The following is a 20418-nucleotide window of genomic DNA, read 5'->3' as shown; positions in this document are numbered from 1 at the left end:
TTTCGCAGGCCGAAAGTGTCGGGCCGCTCGCCTACAGTGGCAGCGTGTTCGTCACCGACGACGGCGTTGTGATCTACAGCGCGTCGGATCTCGCAGCGGCCGCCCGGTGCGAGTACGCGCTGTTGCGCTCGTTCGACGCTCAACTCGGCCGTGGCCCGGCCGTGGCGTCGGAAGACGAATTGCTCGCCCGCACCGCACAACTGGGTGGTGAGCATGAGCAACGTCATCTCGACGAGCTGCGCTCCGGCTCCGGTATCACGGTGATCGGCAGGCCTGCCTACACCGTGCCCGGGTTGACCGCGGCCGCGCACGCAACCCTGGCCGCCGTGGAGCGCCGCGAAGCGGTGATCTATCAGGCCGCGATGTTCGACGGCAGGTTCGCCGGCTTCGCCGATTTCCTGGTGTACGACGGCGAGCGCTACACGCTTCGCGACACGAAGCTCGCCCGGTCGGTCAAGGTCGAGGCGCTGCTGCAGCTGGCCGCCTACAGCGAAACCCTCGCGGCTGCGGGTGTGCCGGTCGCGCCCGAGGTGCAACTCGTGCTCGGCGACGGCGCCACCGCCGGCTACCCCGTCGACGAACTGCTGCCGGTGTATCGGCCCCGGCGTGCGGCGCTGCAGCGGCTGCTCGACACCCATCTGGCCTCCGGTGCGCCGGTCAATTGGGCCGACACCGGCGTGCGGGCCTGTTTCCGTTGCCCCGAGTGCACCATCCAGGTCCGCAGTCATGACGATCTCCTGTTGGTGGCCGGGATGCGGGTCACCCAGCGCGCCCGGTTGATCGATGCCGGGATCACCAGGGTCGACGAGCTCACCGCGCACGAAGGCCCGGTCGACGGGCTGCATCCACGCATCCTGACCGGGCTGAAAGCGCAGGCCCGGCTGCAACGCGCACCGCGCATCGACGGCAAGCCGCCGTACGAGGTCATCGACGCACAGCCGCTCATGGGATTGCCGAACCCCGACAAGGGCGATCTGTTCTTCGACTTCGAGGGTGACCCGCTGTGGACCGACGACGGCGTGCAGTGGGGCCTTGAGTACATGTTCGGGGTGCTCGGCACGGGCACGAAGGGGCAGGACGACTTTCACCCGCTGTGGGCACACAACCGCCCCGAGGAGCGCCAGGCGTTGCGCGATTTCCTGGCGATGGTCCGCAAGCGGCGCAAGCGTTACCCCCACATGCACATCTACCACTACGCCGCCTACGAGAAAACGGCCCTGCTGCGGCTGGCCGGGCGTTATGGCGAGGGTGAGGACGCCGTCGACGAACTCCTGCGCAACGGCGTCCTCGTCGACCTGTATCCGTTGGTGCGCAAGAGCATTCGCGTCGGCACCGAGAACTACAGCCTGAAGTCGCTCGAACCGCTCTACATGGGCGCGCAGTTGCGCAGCGGCGACGTCACCACGGCGACCGATTCCATCACCCAGTACGCGCAGTACTGCGCGCTGCGCGCCGAGGGCCGCGAGGACGACGCCGCGATCGTGCTCAAGGAGATCGAGGATTACAACCGGTACGACTGCACGTCGACCCGCAAACTGCGCGACTGGTTGATCAACCGCGCCATCGAATGCAGCGTCCCGCCGCTGGGCGCGCAACCGGTCGGCCCGAGTGTCGCGGTGGAACCCGAGGATCAACTGGCGCGCACGTTGCGCCGATTCGTCGGTGACGCCGATCGCAGCCCCGAACAGCAGGCGGTCGCGATGATCGCGGCGGCAAGGGGCTATCACCGCCGCGAGGACAAACCGTTCTGGTGGAGCCACTTCGACCGGCTCAACCATCCCGTCGAGGAATGGGCCGACGGCACCGGTGTGTTCGTCGCCGACACCGCGGTCGTCGAAACCGACTGGCACACGCCGCCGCGCGCCCGCAAGCCGCAGCGCCGGGTGCGGTTGACCGGCGCGCTGGCCACCGGCGAACTGAGCCGCGAGATGTACGCGCTGTACGAGCCACCCGCGCCGGAGGGTCTGCGCGACGATCCCGAGCGGCGGGCGTTCGGCTCGGCGCAGGTACTCGAAGCCGACGACCCGTCCGCGCCGACCGAGGTGTTGATCTGCGAACGGGAACCCAAGGGCGGCACGGTGTTCGACCAGTTGCCGTTCGCGTTGACGCCCGGTCCGCCGATCCGCACGACCGCGCTGCGCGAGTCGATCGAGGCCACCGCCAACCAGATCGCTGCCGGGCTCCCCCGCCTGCCCGACACCGCCGTCATCGACATCCTGCTGCGCCGGCCGCCACGCACCCGCAGCGCGGGACCGTTGCCGCACGGCGGCGACCGCGTCGAAGACCTGATCACCGCGGCGCTTTTGGAGCTGGACTCGTCGTACCTGGCGGTACACGGGCCGCCAGGCACCGGCAAGACCTTCACCTCGGCCGCCGTGATCTCGCGCCTCGTCAACGACCACCGCTGGCGCATCGGGGTCGTCGCGCAGTCACATGCGGTGGTGGAGAACCTGTTTCGCGATGTCATCGCCGCCGGAGTGGACGCGGCCGTCGTCGCCAAGAAGCCGCACGGCGCCGACGCATGCTGGACCGAACTCGACGAGAAGGACTATCCGGCGTTCATCTCGGACCACGCCGGGTGCGTGATCGGCGGTACCGCATGGGATTTCGCCAATCCCACGCGAGTGGAGCCGGGCAGTCTCGACCTCCTGGTAGTCGAGGAGGCCGGACAGTACAGCCTGGCCAACACGATCGCGGTGGCGCCGGCCGCGGCCAATCTGCTGCTGCTCGGCGACCCCCAGCAGCTGCCCCAGGTCAGCGCGGGCACGCACCCGGAACCGGTGGACACCTCGGCGCTGGGCTGGCTCGTGAACGGCCGCCACACCCTGCCCGCCGAACTGGGCTATTTCCTCGATTGCTCGTACCGCATGCACCCCGCGGTGTGCTCGGCGGTGTCGCGGCTGTCCTATGACGGGCGTTTGCGTTCGGTCGACGCGGTGACGGGCGCCCGCCGCCTCGACGGCTACGAGCCGGGCGTGCGGGTGCTGCTGGTCGACCACGACGGCAACGGCACCGACAGCCCCGAAGAAGCGCAGGTGATCGTCGACGAGATCGGCCGCCTCCTCGGCGCGCCGTGGACCGACGAGCACGGCACCACTCCGTTGACCCAACAGCACATCCTGGTGGTCACGCCGTACAACGCCCAGGTCGTGGCGGTTCGTCAGCGCCTGGACGCGGCGGGGCTCACCGAGGTGCGGGCAGGCACGGTGGACAAGTTCCAGGGCCAGCAGGCACCGGTGGTGTTCATCTCCATGGTGGCGTCGTCGATCGACGATGTACCGCGCGGAATCTCGTTCCTGCTGAACAGGAATCGCCTCAATGTCGCGGTGAGCCGGGCCAAGTACGCGGCGGTGATCGTCCGGTCGGCGGCGCTGACCGAGTACCTGCCGACCACCCCGGCCGGCGTGGTCGAGCTCGGTGCGTTCCTGCGGACGTGTGATACACCCACGGTGTGACCGAAACGCTTACCGAACGGCTCGCCGCAATCGTCGGCGCCGGCTACGTCACCACCGATTCCGATGTGCTCACGGGCCGGTCGGTCGACCACACCGGGCGCTACCGCGGCCGCGCCAGCGTGCTCGTGCGGCCCGGAAACGGCGACGAGGTGGCCGCGGTGCTGCGGGCCTGCCGCGACGCGCAGGCGTACGTGACCGTGCAGGGCGGCCGGACGTCGCTCGTCGCGGGGACGGTGCCCGAGAACGACGACGTGTTGCTGTCGACCGAGCGACTCACCGAGATCGGCGCGGTGGACACCGTCGACCGCCGCATCAGGGTGGGCGCCGGTGTGACGCTCGCGGCCGTACAGCGGGCCGCATCGGCGGCAGGCCTGGTGTTCGGTGTGGACCTGGCAGCGCGTGATTCGGCGACCGTGGGTGGGATGGCCTCGACCAACGCAGGCGGCCTGCGCACCGTCCGCTACGGAAACATGGGCGAACAGGTTCTGGGGCTCGATGTGGCGCTGCCCGACGGGTCGGTCGTGCACCGGCACAGCCAGGTGCGCCGCGACAACACCGGCTATGACCTGGCCTCGCTGTTCGTCGGCGCCGAGGGCACCCTGGGGGTGATCACCGGACTCGACCTGCGGCTGCATCCCATTCCGACCCACCGCGTGACCGCGGTCTGCGGATTCGCCGATCTGGACGCGCTCGTCGAGGCGGGTCGTGAGTTCCGCGACATCGGCGGCATCGCCGCACTCGAGCTGATCGACGCCAGGGCCAGCGCGCTCACCGCGGAGCATCTGGGGGTGCCCGCACCGGTCGACGGAGCCTGGCAGTTGCTCATCGAACTCGCGGGCGACACCGATCAGACCGAACGCCTCGCCGACGCGCTCGACGGGGCGGCGCTGTGTGGTGAACCGGCGGTCGGCGTGGACGTCAACGCCCAGCAGCGGCTGTGGCAGGTGCGCGAATCGGTGGCCGAGGTACTCGGATTATTCGGGCCGCCGCTGAAATTCGATGTGTCGCTTCCGCTGTCGGCCATCCAGGGATTCGCGACGGCGGCGGGCGAGCTCGTGGCCGAGCACGCCCCCGATGCGATCCCGGTGTTGTTCGGCCACGTCGGCGAAGGCAACCTGCACCTCAACGTGCTGCGCTGCGCGCTGGAAGCCGAACGCGGCCTGTACACGGCGATGATGGCGCTGATCGCGGACTGCGGCGGCAACGTCAGCTCCGAGCACGGCGTCGGCAGCCGCAAGCGCGACTATCTCTCGATGTCACGCACCGAGACCGACATCGCGGCGATGCGTTCGGTCAAGGCCGCATTCGACCCGTCGGGATATCTCAATCCGGCGGTGCTCTTCCGCTGAACGTGCGTCTGAACGTGCGTCATTCGTCGCCGGGGCGGAAATGCTTGCCGTAGGACGGGTTGTCGTCGGGATCCTCGTCATAGGGGCTTCCGTTCAGTTTGCGGAAGTGCCGCTGATGTTCGACGTGAAAACCGTTGTGGGCGTGCCCGATCGGCTCAGCTGACGTCTTCGGCGGCTCTTCCATCAGCTGCGCGAGGATGTGCTCCCAGCGATCCTCCCGCACGGTGGTGGGTGCAGGCGCCAACGGTTCGGTGACCTCGTCCGGCGGCTCATGGCCGGCCAGCAGGACCTCGACATATTCGTCGTCGTCGGGATAGGCCGGCAGGAACCGGTTGGCTTCACCGACGACGCGCAGCGCCTCGGTCTGTTCCTCGGCGTCGTCGTCGACGTCCGGCTCAGGCTCGGGCGCGGCGGACCCGTCGCCGAACCCCAGCAGGAACAGTGCGGCGACCACACCGAACAGGGCGACGAACGCGGGCAACAACATCGACTGCGACATGGCCGCGGCAAACGGCTCGTGCAGGAAGTCCGGCAGCTCGGCGGCCGCTCCCTCACCGCGCGGCATCTCGGTTGCGCCACCCGGCATCTCGGCACCGATCCGCGACGTCATGAATGCCGCGATGCCGGCACTGCCCAGCACGGAGCCGACCTGGCGCGTGGTGTTGTAGACGCCCGAACCGGCGCCCGCGAGGTCCGGCGGCAGATTGCGCGTCGCGGTCGCGGCCAGCGGCGACCAGATGAACGCCATGCCGATTCCCATCAGCAGCTGCGGCAACAGCAGCCGCCAGATCGGGGTGGTCGGGGTCATGTCGATCGACAACCAGGTCAACCCGATCGCCATGGCCGAGAACCCGAAACCGATGATCGGCATCGGATGCACGCGGTCGACGATGCGCCCGACCAGCGGCGCCAGCACACCGCTGGCGATCGCGGTCGGCGCGGTCAGCAGCGCCGACCGGATGGGCGACAGCCCACACACGGTCTGCGCGTAGAACATCAGCGGCAGGATCATCGCCGTCACCGCGAACCCGATCGTGGCGACGCCCAGGTTGGCGAGGCTGAAGTCACGGTCACTGAAGATGCGCAGCGGTATCAGCGGCTCGCGGGTGTTGACCGACTGCCAGATGACGAACGCCGCCATGAGTCCGACGCCCAGCGCGGCGGTGCCCCAGACCCAAGGCGCCCAGTGCCGCGACTGGCCCTCCTGCAGCGCGAACACGATCAGGAACATGCCCGCGCCCGACAACACGACCCCGGGCCAGTCGAAGTGGTGACGTCGGGTGGGCAGCGTCGGCACCAACCAGACCGCAAGCGCGAGGCCGACGACGCCGATCGGCACGTTGACGATGAAGATCCACTGCCAGCCAAGGCCGCCCACTAGAACGCCGCCGGCCAGCGGCCCGACGAGCGTCGCAACCCCGGCGGTGGCGCCCCACACGCTCATCGCGACCCCGCGCCGGTCGGCCGGGAAGATGCGCGTGATGGTCGACAGCGTCTGCGGAGTCAGCAGTGCCGCGCCGATGCCCTGCACCACGCGCGCCGCGATGAGCATCTCGATGCTGCCGGCCAGCCCGCACCACAACGACGCAGCGGTGAACACCGCGAGCCCGGCCAGGTACAGGTTCTTGGGCCCGTACATGTCGCCGAGCCGGCCCGCGACGAGCAGCGGGACGGCGTAGGCCAGCAGATAGGCACTCGTGACCCAGATGACGCCGTCGTAGTCGGCGCCGAGCTGGTCCATGATCGTCGGGTTGGCGACGGCCACGATGGTGGCGTCGACGAGGATCATGAAAAAGCCGACCATCATGGCCCACAACGCGTGCCACGGGTTGTGGGCCTCGATGCGGGCGGTCAGCGATGAGAACATGGCAAATCAGTAGGTACAGCAATTGGGCAGTGCCGGCTTCGACTGCCCAGCCGACGCTACGGACCCGCCGCTATCCGGACAAGTCCGGGGTGGTGCGGCCGCATCAGGCCGGTTCGGCAACCGCCTCGGACACCCGCTCCTCATCGCCGGCCTGCGAATCGTCGTCGCGATCGGCGCCACCCCCGCGCACCCCGACGAGCAGCAGCGCCACCAACGCGATCATCATGCCTACCGTCATCACCGCCGACAGCGCGAGCGCACCGTTGCCGAGCGCACCGACCAGCGGCGCGACCAACGCCCCGAGGCCGAACTGTGCGGCGCCCAGCAGCGCGGCCGCTGTCCCCGCAGCGTCCGGGTGCCGCGACAACGCGACGGCGGGCGCGTTGGGAATCACGAGACCCATCGCGGCGAGGATCGCCAACACCGGCACGAGGAAGCCGAAAAGACCGCCGACCCGGGCGACCGTCAGCCCGACGAACACGACGCCGGCGACCGAGGCCGCGGCCAGTGCCGTCAGGGTGATGGTCTGCGGGGTGAACCGCCGTAGCAACACCACGTTGAACTGTGTCGCACCGATCAGCGCGATCGCGCCCGCGGCGAACACCAGCGCGAACATCTGCTGATCGAGGCCGTAGCCGCCCTGCAGTACAAACGGCGCCGCCGAGATGTAGGCGAACAGACCCGACATGCCGAGCGCCGCGACGAGCACGAGGATCACGAACCGCGAGTCGCGCAGCAGTTCGCCGTAGGTCGCGACGATGCCGCGCACCTTCAGCGGGCGGCGATGCGGCGCGGGCAGAGTCTCGGGCAGAGCAAGCGCGCCCATGACCAACAGCCCGCCGGCCAGCACGACGAGCGCGACGAAGACCCAGTGCCACGAACCCTTCAACAGCACCGCCGCACCGAGCGACGGCGCGAGGACCGGGGCGACACCGAGCACGAGCATGAGCCGCGACATCACGGTCGCGGCGGCCGAACCGGCGAACAGGTCACCGACGACGGCGACCGCCACCACCGCCGCGGCCGACGCGCCCATCCCCTGCAACACCCGCGCCAAACCGAGCACGACGATGTTCGGGGCCAGCGCGCACAGCACCGACGCGGCCATGTGCAGCACGATGCCGACCATCAGCGGGCGCCGACGGTCCAGCGAGTCGGACAGCGGCCCCACGATCAGCTGCCCGAGCGCGAGCCCGACGAGTGTTCCGGTGAGGGTCAGCTGCGCGACCGACGACGAGACGGAGAGTTCCTCGCCGATCTTCGGCAACGCGGGCAGATACATGTCGATGGTGAGCGGACCGAGCGTGATCAGCGCGCCGAGCACCAGGATCATCTTGAGGCGGCTTGGCACGCTCGCGGAATTCGACTGGCCCACGTCGGGCGATGATGCCATGGAATTTATTAGCTGCGCATATCAATATTTTGTTCCCGGATGCGGCAGTGATGGCCGTCACTGTCGGGCACTCACGACAGGGCGCTGTTCGTTCTCTGGGCGCCAGGTGACGCGTTAGCCTGACAGTCAACCGCTGGGTTCTACACAGAGAGGCCCGATAGTGCGCGCTCGGTCGAAAAGCCATTTGCCGGCCACCGTCAACGGTGCAAACGGGGCGGCCGACGACCCAAGCACCGCCGCCAAGGTGCTGTCGGCCATCATCGCGAGCAGCGCGCGCGTCCAGGCGCCCGCGGTCAAGGCCTATGTGGACCGGCTTCGCAGTCACTCGCCGGACGCGACCCCCGCCGAGATCGTGACCAAGCTGGAGAAGCACTACCTCGCCGCGGTCATGGCGAGCGGCGCCGCGGTCGGGTCGGCCGCCGCGTTCCCCGGCATCGGCACCCTGGTCGCGCTGTCGGCGGTCACCGGCGAGACCATGGTGTTCCTCGAAGCCACCTCGGTGTTCGTCCTCGCCGTCGCCGAAGTCCACGGCATACCCGCCGAACACCGCGAACGGCGCCGTGCACTGGTCCTTTCGGTACTCGTCGGCGACGACAGCAAGCGTGCCGTCGCCGACCTGCTCGGCTCGGGCCGGACGAGCGGGGCCTGGCTGTCCGAAGGCGCGGCGACGCTTCCGCTGCCCGCCGTGTCACAACTCAACAACCGGTTGCTCAAGTACTTCGTCAAGAGGTATACGCTCAAGCGCGGCGCGATGATGTTCGGCAAGATGCTGCCGGTGGGCATCGGCGCTGTCATCGGTGGTGTCGGCAACCGCCTGATGGGTAAGAAGATCGTCGCCAACGCCCGCAAGGCGTTCGGCGCAGCCCCGCCGCGGTGGCCCGCAACGTTGCATGTGCTGCCGTCCGCTGAGTCCTGACGACCCGCGCAAACCTCCCAGCCCATTAAATGTGGTGCCGTGGTCGGCGCGCGCCGAAAGGCGATAGCCTTTATGCGGCGGTCGTGCGGGGTAAACCGCCAACAGAAAAACAAGAGCGGCGAGCCTCCTTGTCACGGCTTGCCGGACACAAGAATCGAGGCGAGTGCCTGCCGTGAGCAGTTCACCTTCCCCATTCGGACAGAACGAGTGGCTGGTCGAGGAGATGTATCGCAAGTTCCGCGAGGATCCCTCTTCGGTGGATCCGAGTTGGCACGAATTTCTGGTCGACTACTCCCCCGAACCGACGACCGACAACGCCGTCGCAAACGGCAAGACGTCGGCGCCCGTCGCGCCACCCACCCCGGCACCCGCGCCCGCACCTGAGAAGCCGGCCCCCGCCAAGCCCGCGGCGCCGCAGGCCCCCGCTGTCAAGCAGGCCGCGCCCGCAGCGAAGGCCGCACCGGCCAAGCCCGCCCCGGCCGCGGCGCCCGCCGACGGCGACGAATCCCAGGTTCTGCGTGGTGCGGCGGCAGCCGTCGTCAAGAACATGAACGCGTCGCTGGAGGTGCCGACCGCGACGAGCGTCCGTGCCATCCCGGCCAAGTTGATGATCGACAACCGCGTCGTCATCAACAACCACCTCAAGCGCACGCGCGGCGGCAAGATCAGCTTCACCCACCTGCTCGGCTACGCGATCGTGCAGGCGGTCAAGAAGTTCCCGAACATGAACCGGCACTTCGCCGAGATCAACGGCAAGCCCAATGCCGTCACGCCGGCTCACACCAACCTCGGCCTCGCGATCGACCTGCCCGGCAAGGACGGCAACCGCTCACTCGTGGTGGCGGCCATCAAGCGTTGCGAGACAATGCGTTTCGGCCAGTTCATCGCGGCCTACGAGGACATCGTGCGGCGCGCCCGCGACGGCAAGCTCACCGCCGAGGACTTCTCGGGCGTGACGATCTCGCTGACCAACCCCGGCACGCTCGGCACCGTGCACTCGGTGCCGCGGCTCATGGCCGGCCAGGGCGCGATCATCGGCGCCGGTGCCATGGAGTACCCGGCCGAGTTCCAGGGCGCGAGCGAAGAGCGCATCGCCGAGCTCGGCATCGGCAAGCTCATCACGCTGACCTCGACCTATGACCACCGGATCATCCAGGGCGCGGAGTCGGGCGACTTCCTGCGGACCATCCACCAGCTGCTGCTCGACGACGAGTTCTTCGACGAGATCTTCCGCGAACTGGGCATCCCGTACGAGCCGGTGCGCTGGCGCGTCGACAACCCGGATTCGATCGAACACAAGAACCCGCGTGTCATCGAACTGATTGCGGCATACCGCAACCGCGGTCACCTGATGGCCGACATCGACCCGCTGCGCCTCGACAACACGCGGTTCCGCAGCCACCCCGACCTCGACGTGTTGACGCACGGTCTGACGCTGTGGGACCTCGACCGCGAGTTCAAGGTCGACGGGTTCGCCGGCGCCGAATACAAGAAGCTGCGCGACGTCCTGTCGGTGCTGCGCGACGCGTACTGCCGCCACGTCGGCGTCGAGTACACCCACATCCTCGAACCCGAGCAGCAGAAGTGGCTGCAGGAACGGATCGAGGTCAAGCACGACAAGCCGACCGTCGCACAGCAGAAGTACATCCTGTCCAAGCTCAATGCGGCCGAGGCGTTCGAGACCTTCCTGCAGACGAAATACGTTGGGCAGAAGCGTTTCTCACTCGAAGGCGCGGAGACCGTCATCCCGATGATGGACGCCGTGATCGACCAGTGCGCCGAGCACGCGCTCGACGAGGTCGTCATCGCGATGCCGCACCGCGGCCGGTTGAACGTGCTGGCCAACATCGTCGGCAAGCCCTACAGCCAGATCTTCTCGGAGTTCGAGGGCAACCTCAATCCGTCGCAGGCGCACGGCTCGGGTGACGTGAAGTACCACCTCGGGGCGTCCGGCAATTACATCCAGATGTTCGGCGACAACGACATTCAGGTGTCGCTGACGGCCAACCCGTCGCACCTGGAAGCCGTCGACCCGGTGCTGGAGGGCCTCGTCCGCGCCAAGCAGGACCTGCTCGACACCGGTGAAGAGGCCGGCGGCTCGCCCAAGTTCTCCGTGGTGCCGCTCATGCTGCACGGCGACGCGGCCTTCGCGGGCCAGGGCGTGGTGGCCGAGACGCTGAACCTCGCGCTGCTCGACGGTTACCGCACGGGCGGCACGATCCACATCGTGGTCAACAACCAGATCGGGTTCACCACGGCGCCAACGGATTCCCGCTCCAGCGAGTACTGCACCGACGTGGCGAAGATGATCGGCGCGCCGATCTTCCACGTCAACGGCGACGATCCCGAGGCGTGCGCGTGGGTGGCCCGCCTCGCCGTCGATTTCCGTCAGGCGTTCAAGAAGGACGTCATCATCGACATGCTGTGCTACCGCCGCCGCGGGCACAACGAGGGCGACGACCCGTCGATGACCCAGCCGTACATGTACGATGTCATCGACACCAAGCGGGGCTCTCGCAAGGCCTACACCGAAGCGCTGATCGGCCGCGGCGACATCTCGATGAAAGAAGCCGAGGACGCCCTGCGCGACTACCAGGGTCAGCTCGAGCGGGTGTTCAACGAGGTTCGCGAGCTGGAGAAGCACGCGATCGAGCCGAGCGAATCGGTCGAGGCCGATCAGCAGATCCCGCAACGGCTCTCGACCGCGGTGGACAAGTCACTGCTCGCCCGCATCGGCGACGCGCACCTTGCGCTGCCGGAGGGCTTCACGGTGCACCCGCGCGTCAAGCCGGTGCTGGAGAAGCGTCGCGAGATGGCCTACGAGGGCAAGATCGACTGGGCGTTCGCCGAACTGCTGGCACTCGGGTCGCTCGTGGCCGAGGGCAAGCTCGTGCGGCTGAGCGGTCAGGACACCCAGCGCGGCACGTTCACGCAGCGCCACGCCGTGATCGTCGACCGCAAGACCGGCGAGGAGTTCACCCCGCTGCAACTGCTGGCCACCAACTCCGATGGCACGCCGACCGGCGGCAAGTTCCTGGTGTACAACTCCGCGCTGTCGGAATTCGCGGCCGTGGGCTTCGAGTACGGCTACTCGGTGGGCAATCCCGACGCCATGGTGCTGTGGGAGGCGCAGTTCGGCGACTTCGTCAACGGTGCGCAGTCCATCATCGACGAGTTCATCAGCTCGGGCGAGGCCAAGTGGGGCCAGCTGTCGGATGTGGTGCTGTTGCTGCCGCACGGCCATGAGGGTCAGGGCCCCGACCACACGTCGGGCCGTATCGAGCGCTTCCTGCAGCTGTGGGCCGAGGGTTCGATGACCATCGCGGTGCCGTCGACCCCGGCGAACTACTTCCACCTGCTGCGCCGCCACGGCCTCGACGGCATTCAGCGTCCGCTGATCGTGTTCACGCCGAAGTCCATGCTGCGCAACAAGGCTGCGGTCTCCGACATCCGCGACTTCACCGAGAACAAGTTCCGGTCAGTCCTGGAGGAGCCGACCTACACCGACGGCGAAGGCGACCGCAACAAGGTCACCCGGCTCCTGCTGACGAGCGGCAAGCTCTACTACGAGCTCGCGGCCCGCAAGGCGAAGGACAACCGCGAGGACATCGCGATCGTCCGCATCGAACAGCTCGCACCGCTGCCGCGGCGCCGGCTCGCCGAGACGCTGGACCGGTACCCGAATGTCACCGAGAAGTTCTGGGTGCAGGAGGAGCCGGCCAACCAGGGCGCCTGGCCGTCCGTCGGGCTCACGCTGCCCGAGGTGCTGCCCGACTACTTCACGGGCATCAAGCGGATCTCACGGCGCGCCATGAGCGCCCCGTCCTCGGGTTCGTCGAAGGTGCACGCGGTCGAACAGCAGGAGATCATCGACGAGGCGTTCGCCTAGAGCCTTCGCACCGCGAGCGACCGTGTCTGTACGTCGACACGCCGTCAACATCGGGCTTTTAGCGGTCGCTCGCGGCGCGGGTTCGAATCACCGCGCGCACAACACTGGGCACGTCACGGTGCGGCGGCTACCCATTTAGGGTGACTTTGACCCAGGTCGCCGAACCCGCGGCGACACCCACGTCGGACAAGACCGTACGTACCGCGGTACTGGCAAGCCTGGTCGGCACCACGATCGAGTGGTACGACTTCTTCCTGTACGCGACGGCCGCGAGCCTCGTCTTCAATCACGCGTTCTTCCCCGACCAGAGCTCGTTCGTCGGAACCATGCTCGCGTTCGCGACGTTCGCCGTGGGTTTCGTCGTGCGGCCCATCGGCGGTTTCGTGTTCGGCCACATCGGTGACCGGATCGGCCGCAAGAAAACCCTCGCGCTCACGATGCTGTTGATGGGCGCCGCGACGGCGTTGATGGGCGTGCTGCCGACGGCCGCCCAGATCGGCGTGCTGGCACCGATTCTGCTGCTGCTGTTGCGCGTCGTGCAGGGCTTCGCGCTCGGCGGTGAGTGGGCGGGCGCGGTGCTGCTGGCCGTCGAGCACAGCCCCCGCAACCGGCGCGGGCTGTTCGGCAGCATCCCGCAGGTCGGATTGGCGCTCGGCCTGGCACTCGGCACCGGCGTGTTCGTGGTGCTGCAACTTGCGTTGTCCGCCGAGGACTTTCAGTCCTACGGCTGGCGCATCGCCTTCCTGATCAGCATCGCACTGGTGATCTTCGGTGTGGTCGTGCGCTTCCGGGTCGCCGAGACGCCCGCGTTCGAAAAGGTTCGCCAAGAGGACGACAGGTCAGCGGTTCCGGTGCGCGACATCTTCAAACCGCCCGTGCTGCGCTCGACCGTCCTCGGCCTGTTGTCCCGTTGGGGCGAGGGTGCGGCGTTCAACACCTGGGGCGTGTTCACCATCTCCTACGCCACTGCCACACTGCATCTCGGCAAGGTTCCGGTGCTCGTCGTGGTCACCGTCGCGGCGTTGCTGATGGCGGTGTTGCTGCCCGTGTCGGGTCTGCTCGCCGATCGGTTCAGCCCGAAAACGGTGTACGCGACCGGTATCGCGGCCTATGGCCTGATCGTGTTTCCGGCGTTCGCGTTGTTCAACACCGGCAGCATCGCGGCCTATGCCATCGGAATGCTGTTGGCGTTCGGCGTGATTCACGCGTGGTTCTACGGTGCCCAGGGCACGCTGTATGCATCGCTGTTCCCCACCCGCAGCCGCTACACGGGTTTGTCCACGGTCTACCAGTTGTCGGGCGTGTACGCGTCGGGCCTGACGCCGCTGATCCTGACCGCGCTGATCGCAGCAGGCGGCGGCACGCCGTGGTACGCGTGCGCCTACCTGGCGGGTACCGCCGCGATCAGCGTCGTCGCGACGTTGTTGTTACGCCCCGAGCATTGATCACTGCGTGAGGATCAGCGGGCCGCCCTCGGTGATCGCGACGGTGTTCTCGGTGTGGGCGGTGCGCGATCCGTCGGCCGAGCGGATCGTCCAGCCGTCGCGGTCGAACACGATGCGGTCGGTCGTGCGCGCGAACCACGGTTCGAGCGCGAGCGTCATACCCGGCCGCAGCCGCATGCCGCGGCCCGCGCGGCCCTTGTTGGGCACGTGCGGGTCCTCGTGCATCGTGCGGCCCAGGCCGTGGCCGCCGAATTCGAGGTTGACGGGATAGCCGTAGTCGGCGGCGACGGCGCCGATCGCCGCCGAGATGTCGCCGAGCCGGCCGCCGGGCTGCGCGGCCGCGGTGCCCGCGGCCAAGGCCTCCTCGGTGGCCCGCACGAGCCGGGCGTCTTCCGGCGCGGGGGTTCCGACGATGACGGTGCGGGCGGCATCGGCCACCCAGCCGTCGATCGACACCGCGAAGTCCATCGTCAACACGTCTCCGTCGCGTAGTTGATAGTCGTGCGGAAGGCCATGCAGCACAGCGTCGTTCACCGAAAGGCAGATGACGTTGCGGAACGGCCCCGAGCCGAACGACGGATGGTAATCCCAATAGCACGACACCGCGCCGCGACGTTCGATCATGGCGCGCGCGTGCCGTTCGAGGTCGAGCAGATTCACCCCGATGTCGGCGATGCCGCTCAGTTCGTTGAGCACCTCGGCGACGAATGCCCCGGTCACCCGCATGCGTTCGATCTCGTCGGCGGTTTTCAGCTCGATCACGTTTCCTCCTCGGTATTTAAATACCAACACTAGCGGTATTTATATACCAACGGCTACGGTGGTCACGTGGTCCGCACCCCGCTCACCCCCGAACAGATCGCCGCAGGCCGTCGACTGGGCAAGACGCTGCGGGACGCCCGCGGATCGCGCACCCTCGACGACGTCGCCGCGCAGGCCGGTATCTCGCCGGAGACCTTGCGCAAGATCGAGACCGGGCGGCTGCCCTCCCCCGCGTTCGGCACCGTGGTGGGTCTCAGCGCGGCGCTCGGGATCGACCTGCAGGCGCTCGCCGATGCGTGGTCCGACGCGGGCGCACCCGCAGTCGCGAGCTAGCGGACGGCTGAGGCCGGGCCCGGACGAGATGCGGCGGACGATCTACGCCTGGCCGCCTCCAACGAGTCGCCGAGCGTCCACAACGCGACGCCGATGAGCACAAGATCCTTGAGCAGAAATTGACCCGGCATGCCGCTCAGGACCGGGAGTGGACCCGCGTACGTGGCGACGACCCCGGGCGTGGTGAAGAGAAAGCTCAATGTGCCGACGAACAGCACTACGGCGAGCGCGGAACCATACGCCGACACGGCCGGCCAGAAGGGTCGTATTGCGATCAGCACGGCCGCGACGATCTCCATGGTGCCGAGCGCCGCTGCGACGGTCCCGACACTGAGGAATTGATAGATCCACGACATCAGCGGGCTGTGCTCGATGAGGACGCGGCTCTCCATCTTGACGTACTTGCCGAAGCCGATCCACGCCAGAACTACGACCAAGCCGTAGCGGCTGACGGTCTGCCCCACTCGAGTCACCGAGCCAACTGCCATGATTTACCCTTTCGTCGATCAACGCGGACGTGTAGTGATACGGATCCGGTGATGCGTTACGCACCGCTCATCCGCCGCCGTCACAGACGCGTCACTTTCCGCCGCCCGCTAGGGCCCCGTACGCGAGACCGCGGGTACCGGCTAATCTCGGTGCCAACCAACGGACACGAGGAGTGTGGGTATGGAGGGCTTCGCCGGAAAGGTCGCCGTCGTCACCGGTGCCGGATCGGGTATCGGTCAGGCGCTGGCCATCGAGCTGGGCCGGTCAGGTGCGAAGGTGGCCATCAGCGACGTCGACACCGAGGGGCTCGCGGCAACCGAGGAGCGCCTCAAGGCGATCGGCGCCCCGGTGAAGGCCGACCGGCTCGATGTCACCGAGCGGGAGGCGTTCCTGCTCTACGCCGACGCCGTCAAAGAACACTTCGGCAAGGTCAACCAGATCTACAACAACGCGGGTATCGCGTTCACCGGCGACGTCGAGGTCAGTCAGTTCAAGGACATCGAGCGGGTCATGGACGTCGACTTCTGGGGCGTCGTCAACGGCACGAAAGCGTTCCTGCCGCATCTCATCGCCTCCGGCGACGGCCATGTCATCAACGTCTCCAGCCTGTTCGGGATCTTCTCGGTCCCCGGTCAGGCCGCCTACAACTCGGCCAAGTTCGCGGTGCGCGGCTTCACCGAGGCGCTGCGCCAGGAGATGGCACTGGCCAAGCACCCGGTCAAGGTGACCTGCGTGCATCCCGGCGGCATCAAGACCGCGATCGCGCGCAACGCCACCGCCGCCGAGGGGCTAGACCCCAAGGAACTGGCAGAGACCTTCGACAAGAAGCTCGCCAACACGAGCCCGCAGCGGGCCGCGACGATCATTCTCGACGGCGTGCGCAAGAACAAGGCACGCGTGCTCGTGGGCCCGGACGCCAAGGTCCTCGACGTCATCGTGCGGATCACCGGGTCGGGCTACCAGCGGCTGTTCCAGTCCGTCGTCGGCAAGACGATGCCGCGCTAATTGGCGCTCGTGGGTCCCTCAAGCCTGACGAGCGACCGCTGACGTACGCGTTTTGCGGCGTGTCGGCGTACAGACACGGTCGCTCGCGGTGCAAGGGGACTCAGTGGCCGAGGGGGTTGGCCTGTAGGAAGGCGTCGGCGACTGCGCCGGGGTCGGCGCCCTCAGCGACTTGGCGGCGCATGTCGGCCAGGGATCCGGTGTCGAGCACGCCGGCGATCTCGTTGAGCGCGAGGATCTGGCGCTCGTCGAGCTCGTTGCGGCGGTAGAGCGGCACCAGGTTCTCGGCCCGGATGAGCGCCGTCTCGTCGGCGAGCACCACGAGCTCGGAGGGGATGGCCGGGTCGGCCGTGGTCGACCAGGCCGTGTTGATCTTCCCGGCGCGCAGCGCGGCGAACAGACTCTCGTCGTCGGGGAACTCCCGCGTCTTGGGCAGCTCGCACGAGCCGACGGACGCGGGCACCCGCGCACCGGCGACCGAGCCGGGGCGGACCGCCGCACAGTTGCGCCGCAACGCCGCGAGGTCGGTGCCGTCCCATTGCGCTGCGGTCGCCTCGGTCACGACGACCGCGGGCTTGTCCTGTGCCGACATGGTGTAGTCACCGGCCGCGACGCCTTCCGGCAGCGCCGACACCAGATCGCGGTACACCTGTTCGTCGGCCCGCGCGGTGGCCGCGGGATCCAACGCCGTCAGGAACCGGCCGGTGAACCCGGGCAGCACCGTGACCGAACCGGAATCCAGGGCACCCATCGCCTTGTCGGTGTCGATGACCTGGGCGGGGGTTCCGTAATACCGAAGTGCGGCCGCATAGAGATGGCCGATGACGGCGGAGTCCGGGCCGGGGGCCGCCCCGACCGCCATCGCGGCCGGGGCTGGATTTGCACCGCAACCCGCGATCAGTAGCGCCAACAGCGCCAACGCCAGGGTACGGCGCATGCGCCGACTCAGGATTCGGATGCCGCCGCGACCGCGGCGGCGACAGCCGGACCGACGCGGGGATCGAGCGCGCTCGGCACGATGTGATCGACGGCCAGGTCGTCGCCGACGACCGAGAAGATCGCCTCGGCCGCGGCCACTTTCATCTTCTCGGTGATGCGGCGGGCACCCGCGTCGAGCGCACCGCGGAACACCCCGGGGAACGCCAGTACATTGTTGATCTGGTTCGGGAAGTCGCTGCGACCGGTCGCGACGACGGACGCGTACTTGCGGGCCGCATCCGGGTGGATCTCGGGATCCGGATTCGACAGCGCGAACACGATGCAGTTGGGCGCCATCGTCGCGATGAGTTCCTCGGGCACCAGACCGGCCGACACCCCGAGGAACACGTCGGCATCCTTGAGCGCCTCGGCCATGCCTCCGGTCAGCCCGCGCGGATTGGTCCGCCCCGCCAACTCGGCCTTGAACGGATTGAGGCCGTCGCGGCCTGTCGACACGATGCCCTGCGAATCCAAGACCGTGATGTCGGTGATGCCCTTGGCCAGGAGGATGTTGGTGCACGCCACGCCGGCCGCGCCGGCCCCCGAGACCACGACCCGCAACTCGTGCATGTCACGCTTGAGCACCTTGGTGGCGCCGAGCAGCGCGGCGAGCACGACGATCGCGGTGCCGTGCTGGTCGTCATGCATGACCGGGCAGTCCAGCGCCTCGATGACGCGGCGCTCGATCTCGAAGCATCGCGGTGCCGAGATGTCCTCGAGGTTCACCGCACCGAACGTCGGCCGCAGCCGGACGAGGGTCTCGACGATCTCGTCGGGATCTTTGGTGTCGAGCACGATCGGGATCGAGTCCAGCCCGCCGAACGTCTTGAACAGCGCGCTCTTGCCCTCCATGACGGGCAGCGAGGCGGCCGCGCCGATGTCGCCGAGGCCGAGCACCGCGCTGCCGTCACTGACCACGGCCACCAGGCGGTTGGCCCACGTGTACTTGGCGGCCAGGGTGTGGTCGGTGGCGATGGCCCGGCTCACCTGGGCGACCCCGGGTGTGTAGGCGATCGACAATGCCCGCTGGGTGTCCAGCGGCGACTTCAATTCGACCGAGAGTTTTCCGCCTTCGTGAGCAGCGAAGATCTCGGCGTCTTCGACGACTACTTGCGGGGTGCGCACCTCTGACTCGCGCTCACGCGAGGAAGCGACTGTGGATTCCGACACGGCGTCAGGGTACTTCAAGGCCAGATCTCACAGGGGCGGGTTCCCCGTTGGTGAGCGGTGCTTTACGCCCGTGACATGACCTCGGCAAATCAGCGCAGCCAGCCCTTCTGCTTGATGTAGGCGAGCGGGATCACCGCCGCCACCAACGTGAACAGCGTCGTGACCAGGAAACCGTGCTGCCACTCCAGTTCCGGCATCCAGGTGAAGTTCATCCCGTAGAACGTCGCGATCAACGTGGGAGGCAAGAAAACCGCCGTGATGATGGTGAACACCTTCACGATCTGGTTCTGCTTGACGTCGAGCCACGTCATGACCGACTGCTGGAGGTAGCGGACCTTGTCGTGTTCGAATCCGGCATGTTCCTTAACCCCGTCGATGTCGGCCAACAGAATGCCGATCAGCGCGTCGAGGCTCGTTGCCTCCTTCGGCGTTTCGGCCATCAGGTGCCGGGCCGCGCGAGCCAGCAACAGCTGGGATTCCTGGGTGCGCGAAACGATCTCCTCGGCCTCGTTCATGCGTGACAGGACGCCGCGCATGTCGCCGACGCCGATCTCCCGTCCCTTGGCGTCATAGCCTTCCGTGGCCATTTCGATTTCGTCGTTCATCGCCTCGAGGGCATCGCTCGCGTACTCGATGACCCGCTCGGACGCTTCGTTGAGAGCCCACAGCAACGCATACATCACCCCGTAGGAGAACTCGGCCAGTTCGGGCTGGCGCCGCATCTTGGCGATCGCCTTGTCGAAGGGACCGAAATGATCGCCTGGCTGCAACGTGACCACGTACTCGGAGCCGAGGGCGAACATGATCGCCTCACGCTCGATCTTCTCGCGGCGCTTGAAATTCACCACGACCGGCAGGTAGATGAAGTTGTCGGTCTCCCAGACGCGGCCCTTCGCCGCGGCGACCGAGAAGTCGACCCCGATCTGTTCGCGCAACTCGGCGGCCTTTGAGCTGTCGGCGGCCGAAAGCGCAATCCAGTGCCGGCCCAACACATCTGAGCGGTCGGCAGTACGAAGAGTCGTCATGGTTCCCTCCAGGGCGTGTTGTCGGTGCGGTTTACTGCCCGTAGGACTGGTGAGCCGGAGACACTGAGGACGATCCGACCTCGTGCTGCGGATGGGCATAGTGCAGCGCCAACAGCCCGGCACAGATCAGCAGATACAAACCCACCGTGAACCAGATGACCTGCCGCTCGAGGTTCGGCGTACGACGCCGCCGACGGTCACGGGACGGAAACAGGGTGATCACTTTCGGTTCTCCAATCACTCTGTGCGCCATGGGACTACAGGCGCACGCCAGCAAGCGCCCAGCCAGGAGCCCACAAGGAACCCATGAACGGACGCGCGAAAATTGTTGTGGCGACACAACTA

The 20418-nt window shown here is 67.6% G+C and carries 15 protein-coding genes; 7 read left to right on the top strand and 8 right to left on the bottom strand.

Annotated features, from left to right (window positions below; all coding sequences use genetic code 11):
• The first annotated feature begins 44 nt into the window (after window positions 1–44).
• The gene (locus ACOI2T_RS09775; protein WP_409503124.1) at window positions 45–3455 is read left to right on the top strand and encodes a TM0106 family RecB-like putative nuclease; all 3411 of its coding nucleotides are present in this window, start codon (window positions 45–47) and stop codon (window positions 3453–3455) included.
• Window positions 3452–4804, top strand: coding sequence for an FAD-binding oxidoreductase (locus ACOI2T_RS09770; protein WP_409503125.1), 1353 nt, complete (start codon window positions 3452–3454; stop codon window positions 4802–4804). Before ACOI2T_RS09775 ends, ACOI2T_RS09770 begins: the two co-directional genes overlap by 4 nt.
• 19 nt (window positions 4805–4823) lie before the next feature.
• On the opposite strand, the gene ACOI2T_RS09765 is transcribed toward ACOI2T_RS09770, so the two are convergent.
• Window positions 4824–6671, bottom strand: coding sequence for an MFS transporter (locus ACOI2T_RS09765; protein WP_409503126.1), 1848 nt, complete (start codon window positions 6669–6671; stop codon window positions 4824–4826).
• Window positions 6672–6774: 103 nt separating this feature from the next.
• Complete coding sequence (locus ACOI2T_RS09760) at window positions 6775–8064, bottom strand: multidrug effflux MFS transporter (protein WP_409503127.1); 1290 nt, start codon at window positions 8062–8064, stop codon at window positions 6775–6777.
• A gap of 157 nt (window positions 8065–8221) precedes the next feature.
• Here ACOI2T_RS09760 and ACOI2T_RS09755 point away from each other — a divergent pair, with 157 nt between their 5' ends.
• The 3 genes from ACOI2T_RS09755 to ACOI2T_RS09745 all read left to right on the top strand — a co-directional run bounded on the left by ACOI2T_RS09755 (window position 8222) and on the right by ACOI2T_RS09745 (window position 14314).
• The gene (locus ACOI2T_RS09755; protein ID WP_067850883.1) at window positions 8222–8980 is read left to right on the top strand and encodes a hypothetical protein; all 759 of its coding nucleotides are present in this window, start codon (window positions 8222–8224) and stop codon (window positions 8978–8980) included.
• A 172-nt stretch (window positions 8981–9152) separates the two neighbouring features.
• On the top strand, window positions 9153–12869 hold the full coding sequence (locus ACOI2T_RS09750) for a multifunctional oxoglutarate decarboxylase/oxoglutarate dehydrogenase thiamine pyrophosphate-binding subunit/dihydrolipoyllysine-residue succinyltransferase subunit (RefSeq protein WP_409503128.1): 3717 nt from the start codon (window positions 9153–9155) through the stop codon (window positions 12867–12869).
• Window positions 12870–13009: 140 nt separating this feature from the next.
• Window positions 13010–14314 carry an MFS transporter gene (locus ACOI2T_RS09745; protein ID WP_085145852.1) on the top strand — a complete coding sequence of 435 codons (1305 nt, stop codon included), beginning with the start codon at window positions 13010–13012 and terminating at the stop codon, window positions 14312–14314.
• On the opposite strand, the gene map is transcribed toward ACOI2T_RS09745, so the two are convergent.
• A complete protein-coding gene (gene map, locus ACOI2T_RS09740; RefSeq protein ID WP_409503129.1) occupies window positions 14315–15076 on the bottom strand; it encodes a type I methionyl aminopeptidase in 762 nt (253 codons plus the stop codon). It lies immediately after the preceding gene.
• 66 nt (window positions 15077–15142) lie between these two features.
• On the opposite strand from map, the gene ACOI2T_RS09735 reads away from it, so the two are divergent.
• Complete coding sequence (locus tag ACOI2T_RS09735; protein WP_067850877.1) at window positions 15143–15409, top strand: helix-turn-helix domain-containing protein; 267 nt, start codon at window positions 15143–15145, stop codon at window positions 15407–15409.
• Here ACOI2T_RS09735 and ACOI2T_RS09730 read toward each other — a convergent pair.
• On the bottom strand, window positions 15406–15897 hold the full coding sequence (locus tag ACOI2T_RS09730; RefSeq protein ID WP_409503130.1) for a DUF417 family protein: 492 nt from the start codon (window positions 15895–15897) through the stop codon (window positions 15406–15408). The two genes, ACOI2T_RS09735 and ACOI2T_RS09730, sit on opposite strands and share 4 nt — an antisense overlap.
• A 181-nt stretch (window positions 15898–16078) precedes the next feature.
• Between ACOI2T_RS09730 and ACOI2T_RS09725 the strand changes: the two genes are divergently transcribed.
• Window positions 16079–16903, top strand: a complete 825-nt coding sequence (locus ACOI2T_RS09725; RefSeq protein ID WP_085145850.1) for an SDR family NAD(P)-dependent oxidoreductase — start codon at window positions 16079–16081, stop codon at window positions 16901–16903.
• A gap of 100 nt (window positions 16904–17003) precedes the next feature.
• Here ACOI2T_RS09725 and ACOI2T_RS09720 read toward each other — a convergent pair whose 3' ends face one another.
• The 4 genes from ACOI2T_RS09720 to ACOI2T_RS09705 all read right to left on the bottom strand — a co-directional run bounded on the left by ACOI2T_RS09720 (window position 17004) and on the right by ACOI2T_RS09705 (window position 20296).
• Window positions 17004–17837, bottom strand: a complete 834-nt coding sequence (locus tag ACOI2T_RS09720) for a glycine betaine ABC transporter substrate-binding protein (protein WP_409503131.1) — start codon at window positions 17835–17837, stop codon at window positions 17004–17006.
• A gap of 8 nt (window positions 17838–17845) precedes the next feature.
• Window positions 17846–19048, bottom strand: coding sequence for an NAD(P)-dependent malic enzyme (locus tag ACOI2T_RS09715; protein ID WP_067850868.1), 1203 nt, complete (start codon window positions 19046–19048; stop codon window positions 17846–17848).
• Window positions 19049–19137: 89 nt separating this feature from the next.
• Window positions 19138–20073, bottom strand: a complete 936-nt coding sequence (locus ACOI2T_RS09710; RefSeq protein WP_409503132.1) for a magnesium transporter CorA family protein — start codon at window positions 20071–20073, stop codon at window positions 19138–19140.
• 31 nt (window positions 20074–20104) lie between these two features.
• The gene (locus tag ACOI2T_RS09705; protein WP_067850864.1) at window positions 20105–20296 is read right to left on the bottom strand and encodes a hypothetical protein; all 192 of its coding nucleotides are present in this window, start codon (window positions 20294–20296) and stop codon (window positions 20105–20107) included.
• Window positions 20297–20418: the final 122 nt, after the last annotated feature.

It is taken from the genome of Mycolicibacterium wolinskyi str. Jessa 2025 (genome assembly GCF_049241375.1).
Taxonomy (GTDB): Bacteria; Actinomycetota; Actinomycetes; order Mycobacteriales; family Mycobacteriaceae; genus Mycobacterium; species Mycobacterium wolinskyi.
Note: the sequence above shows the minus strand (reverse complement) of the source record. Positions and strands in the feature narration are given on the sequence as shown.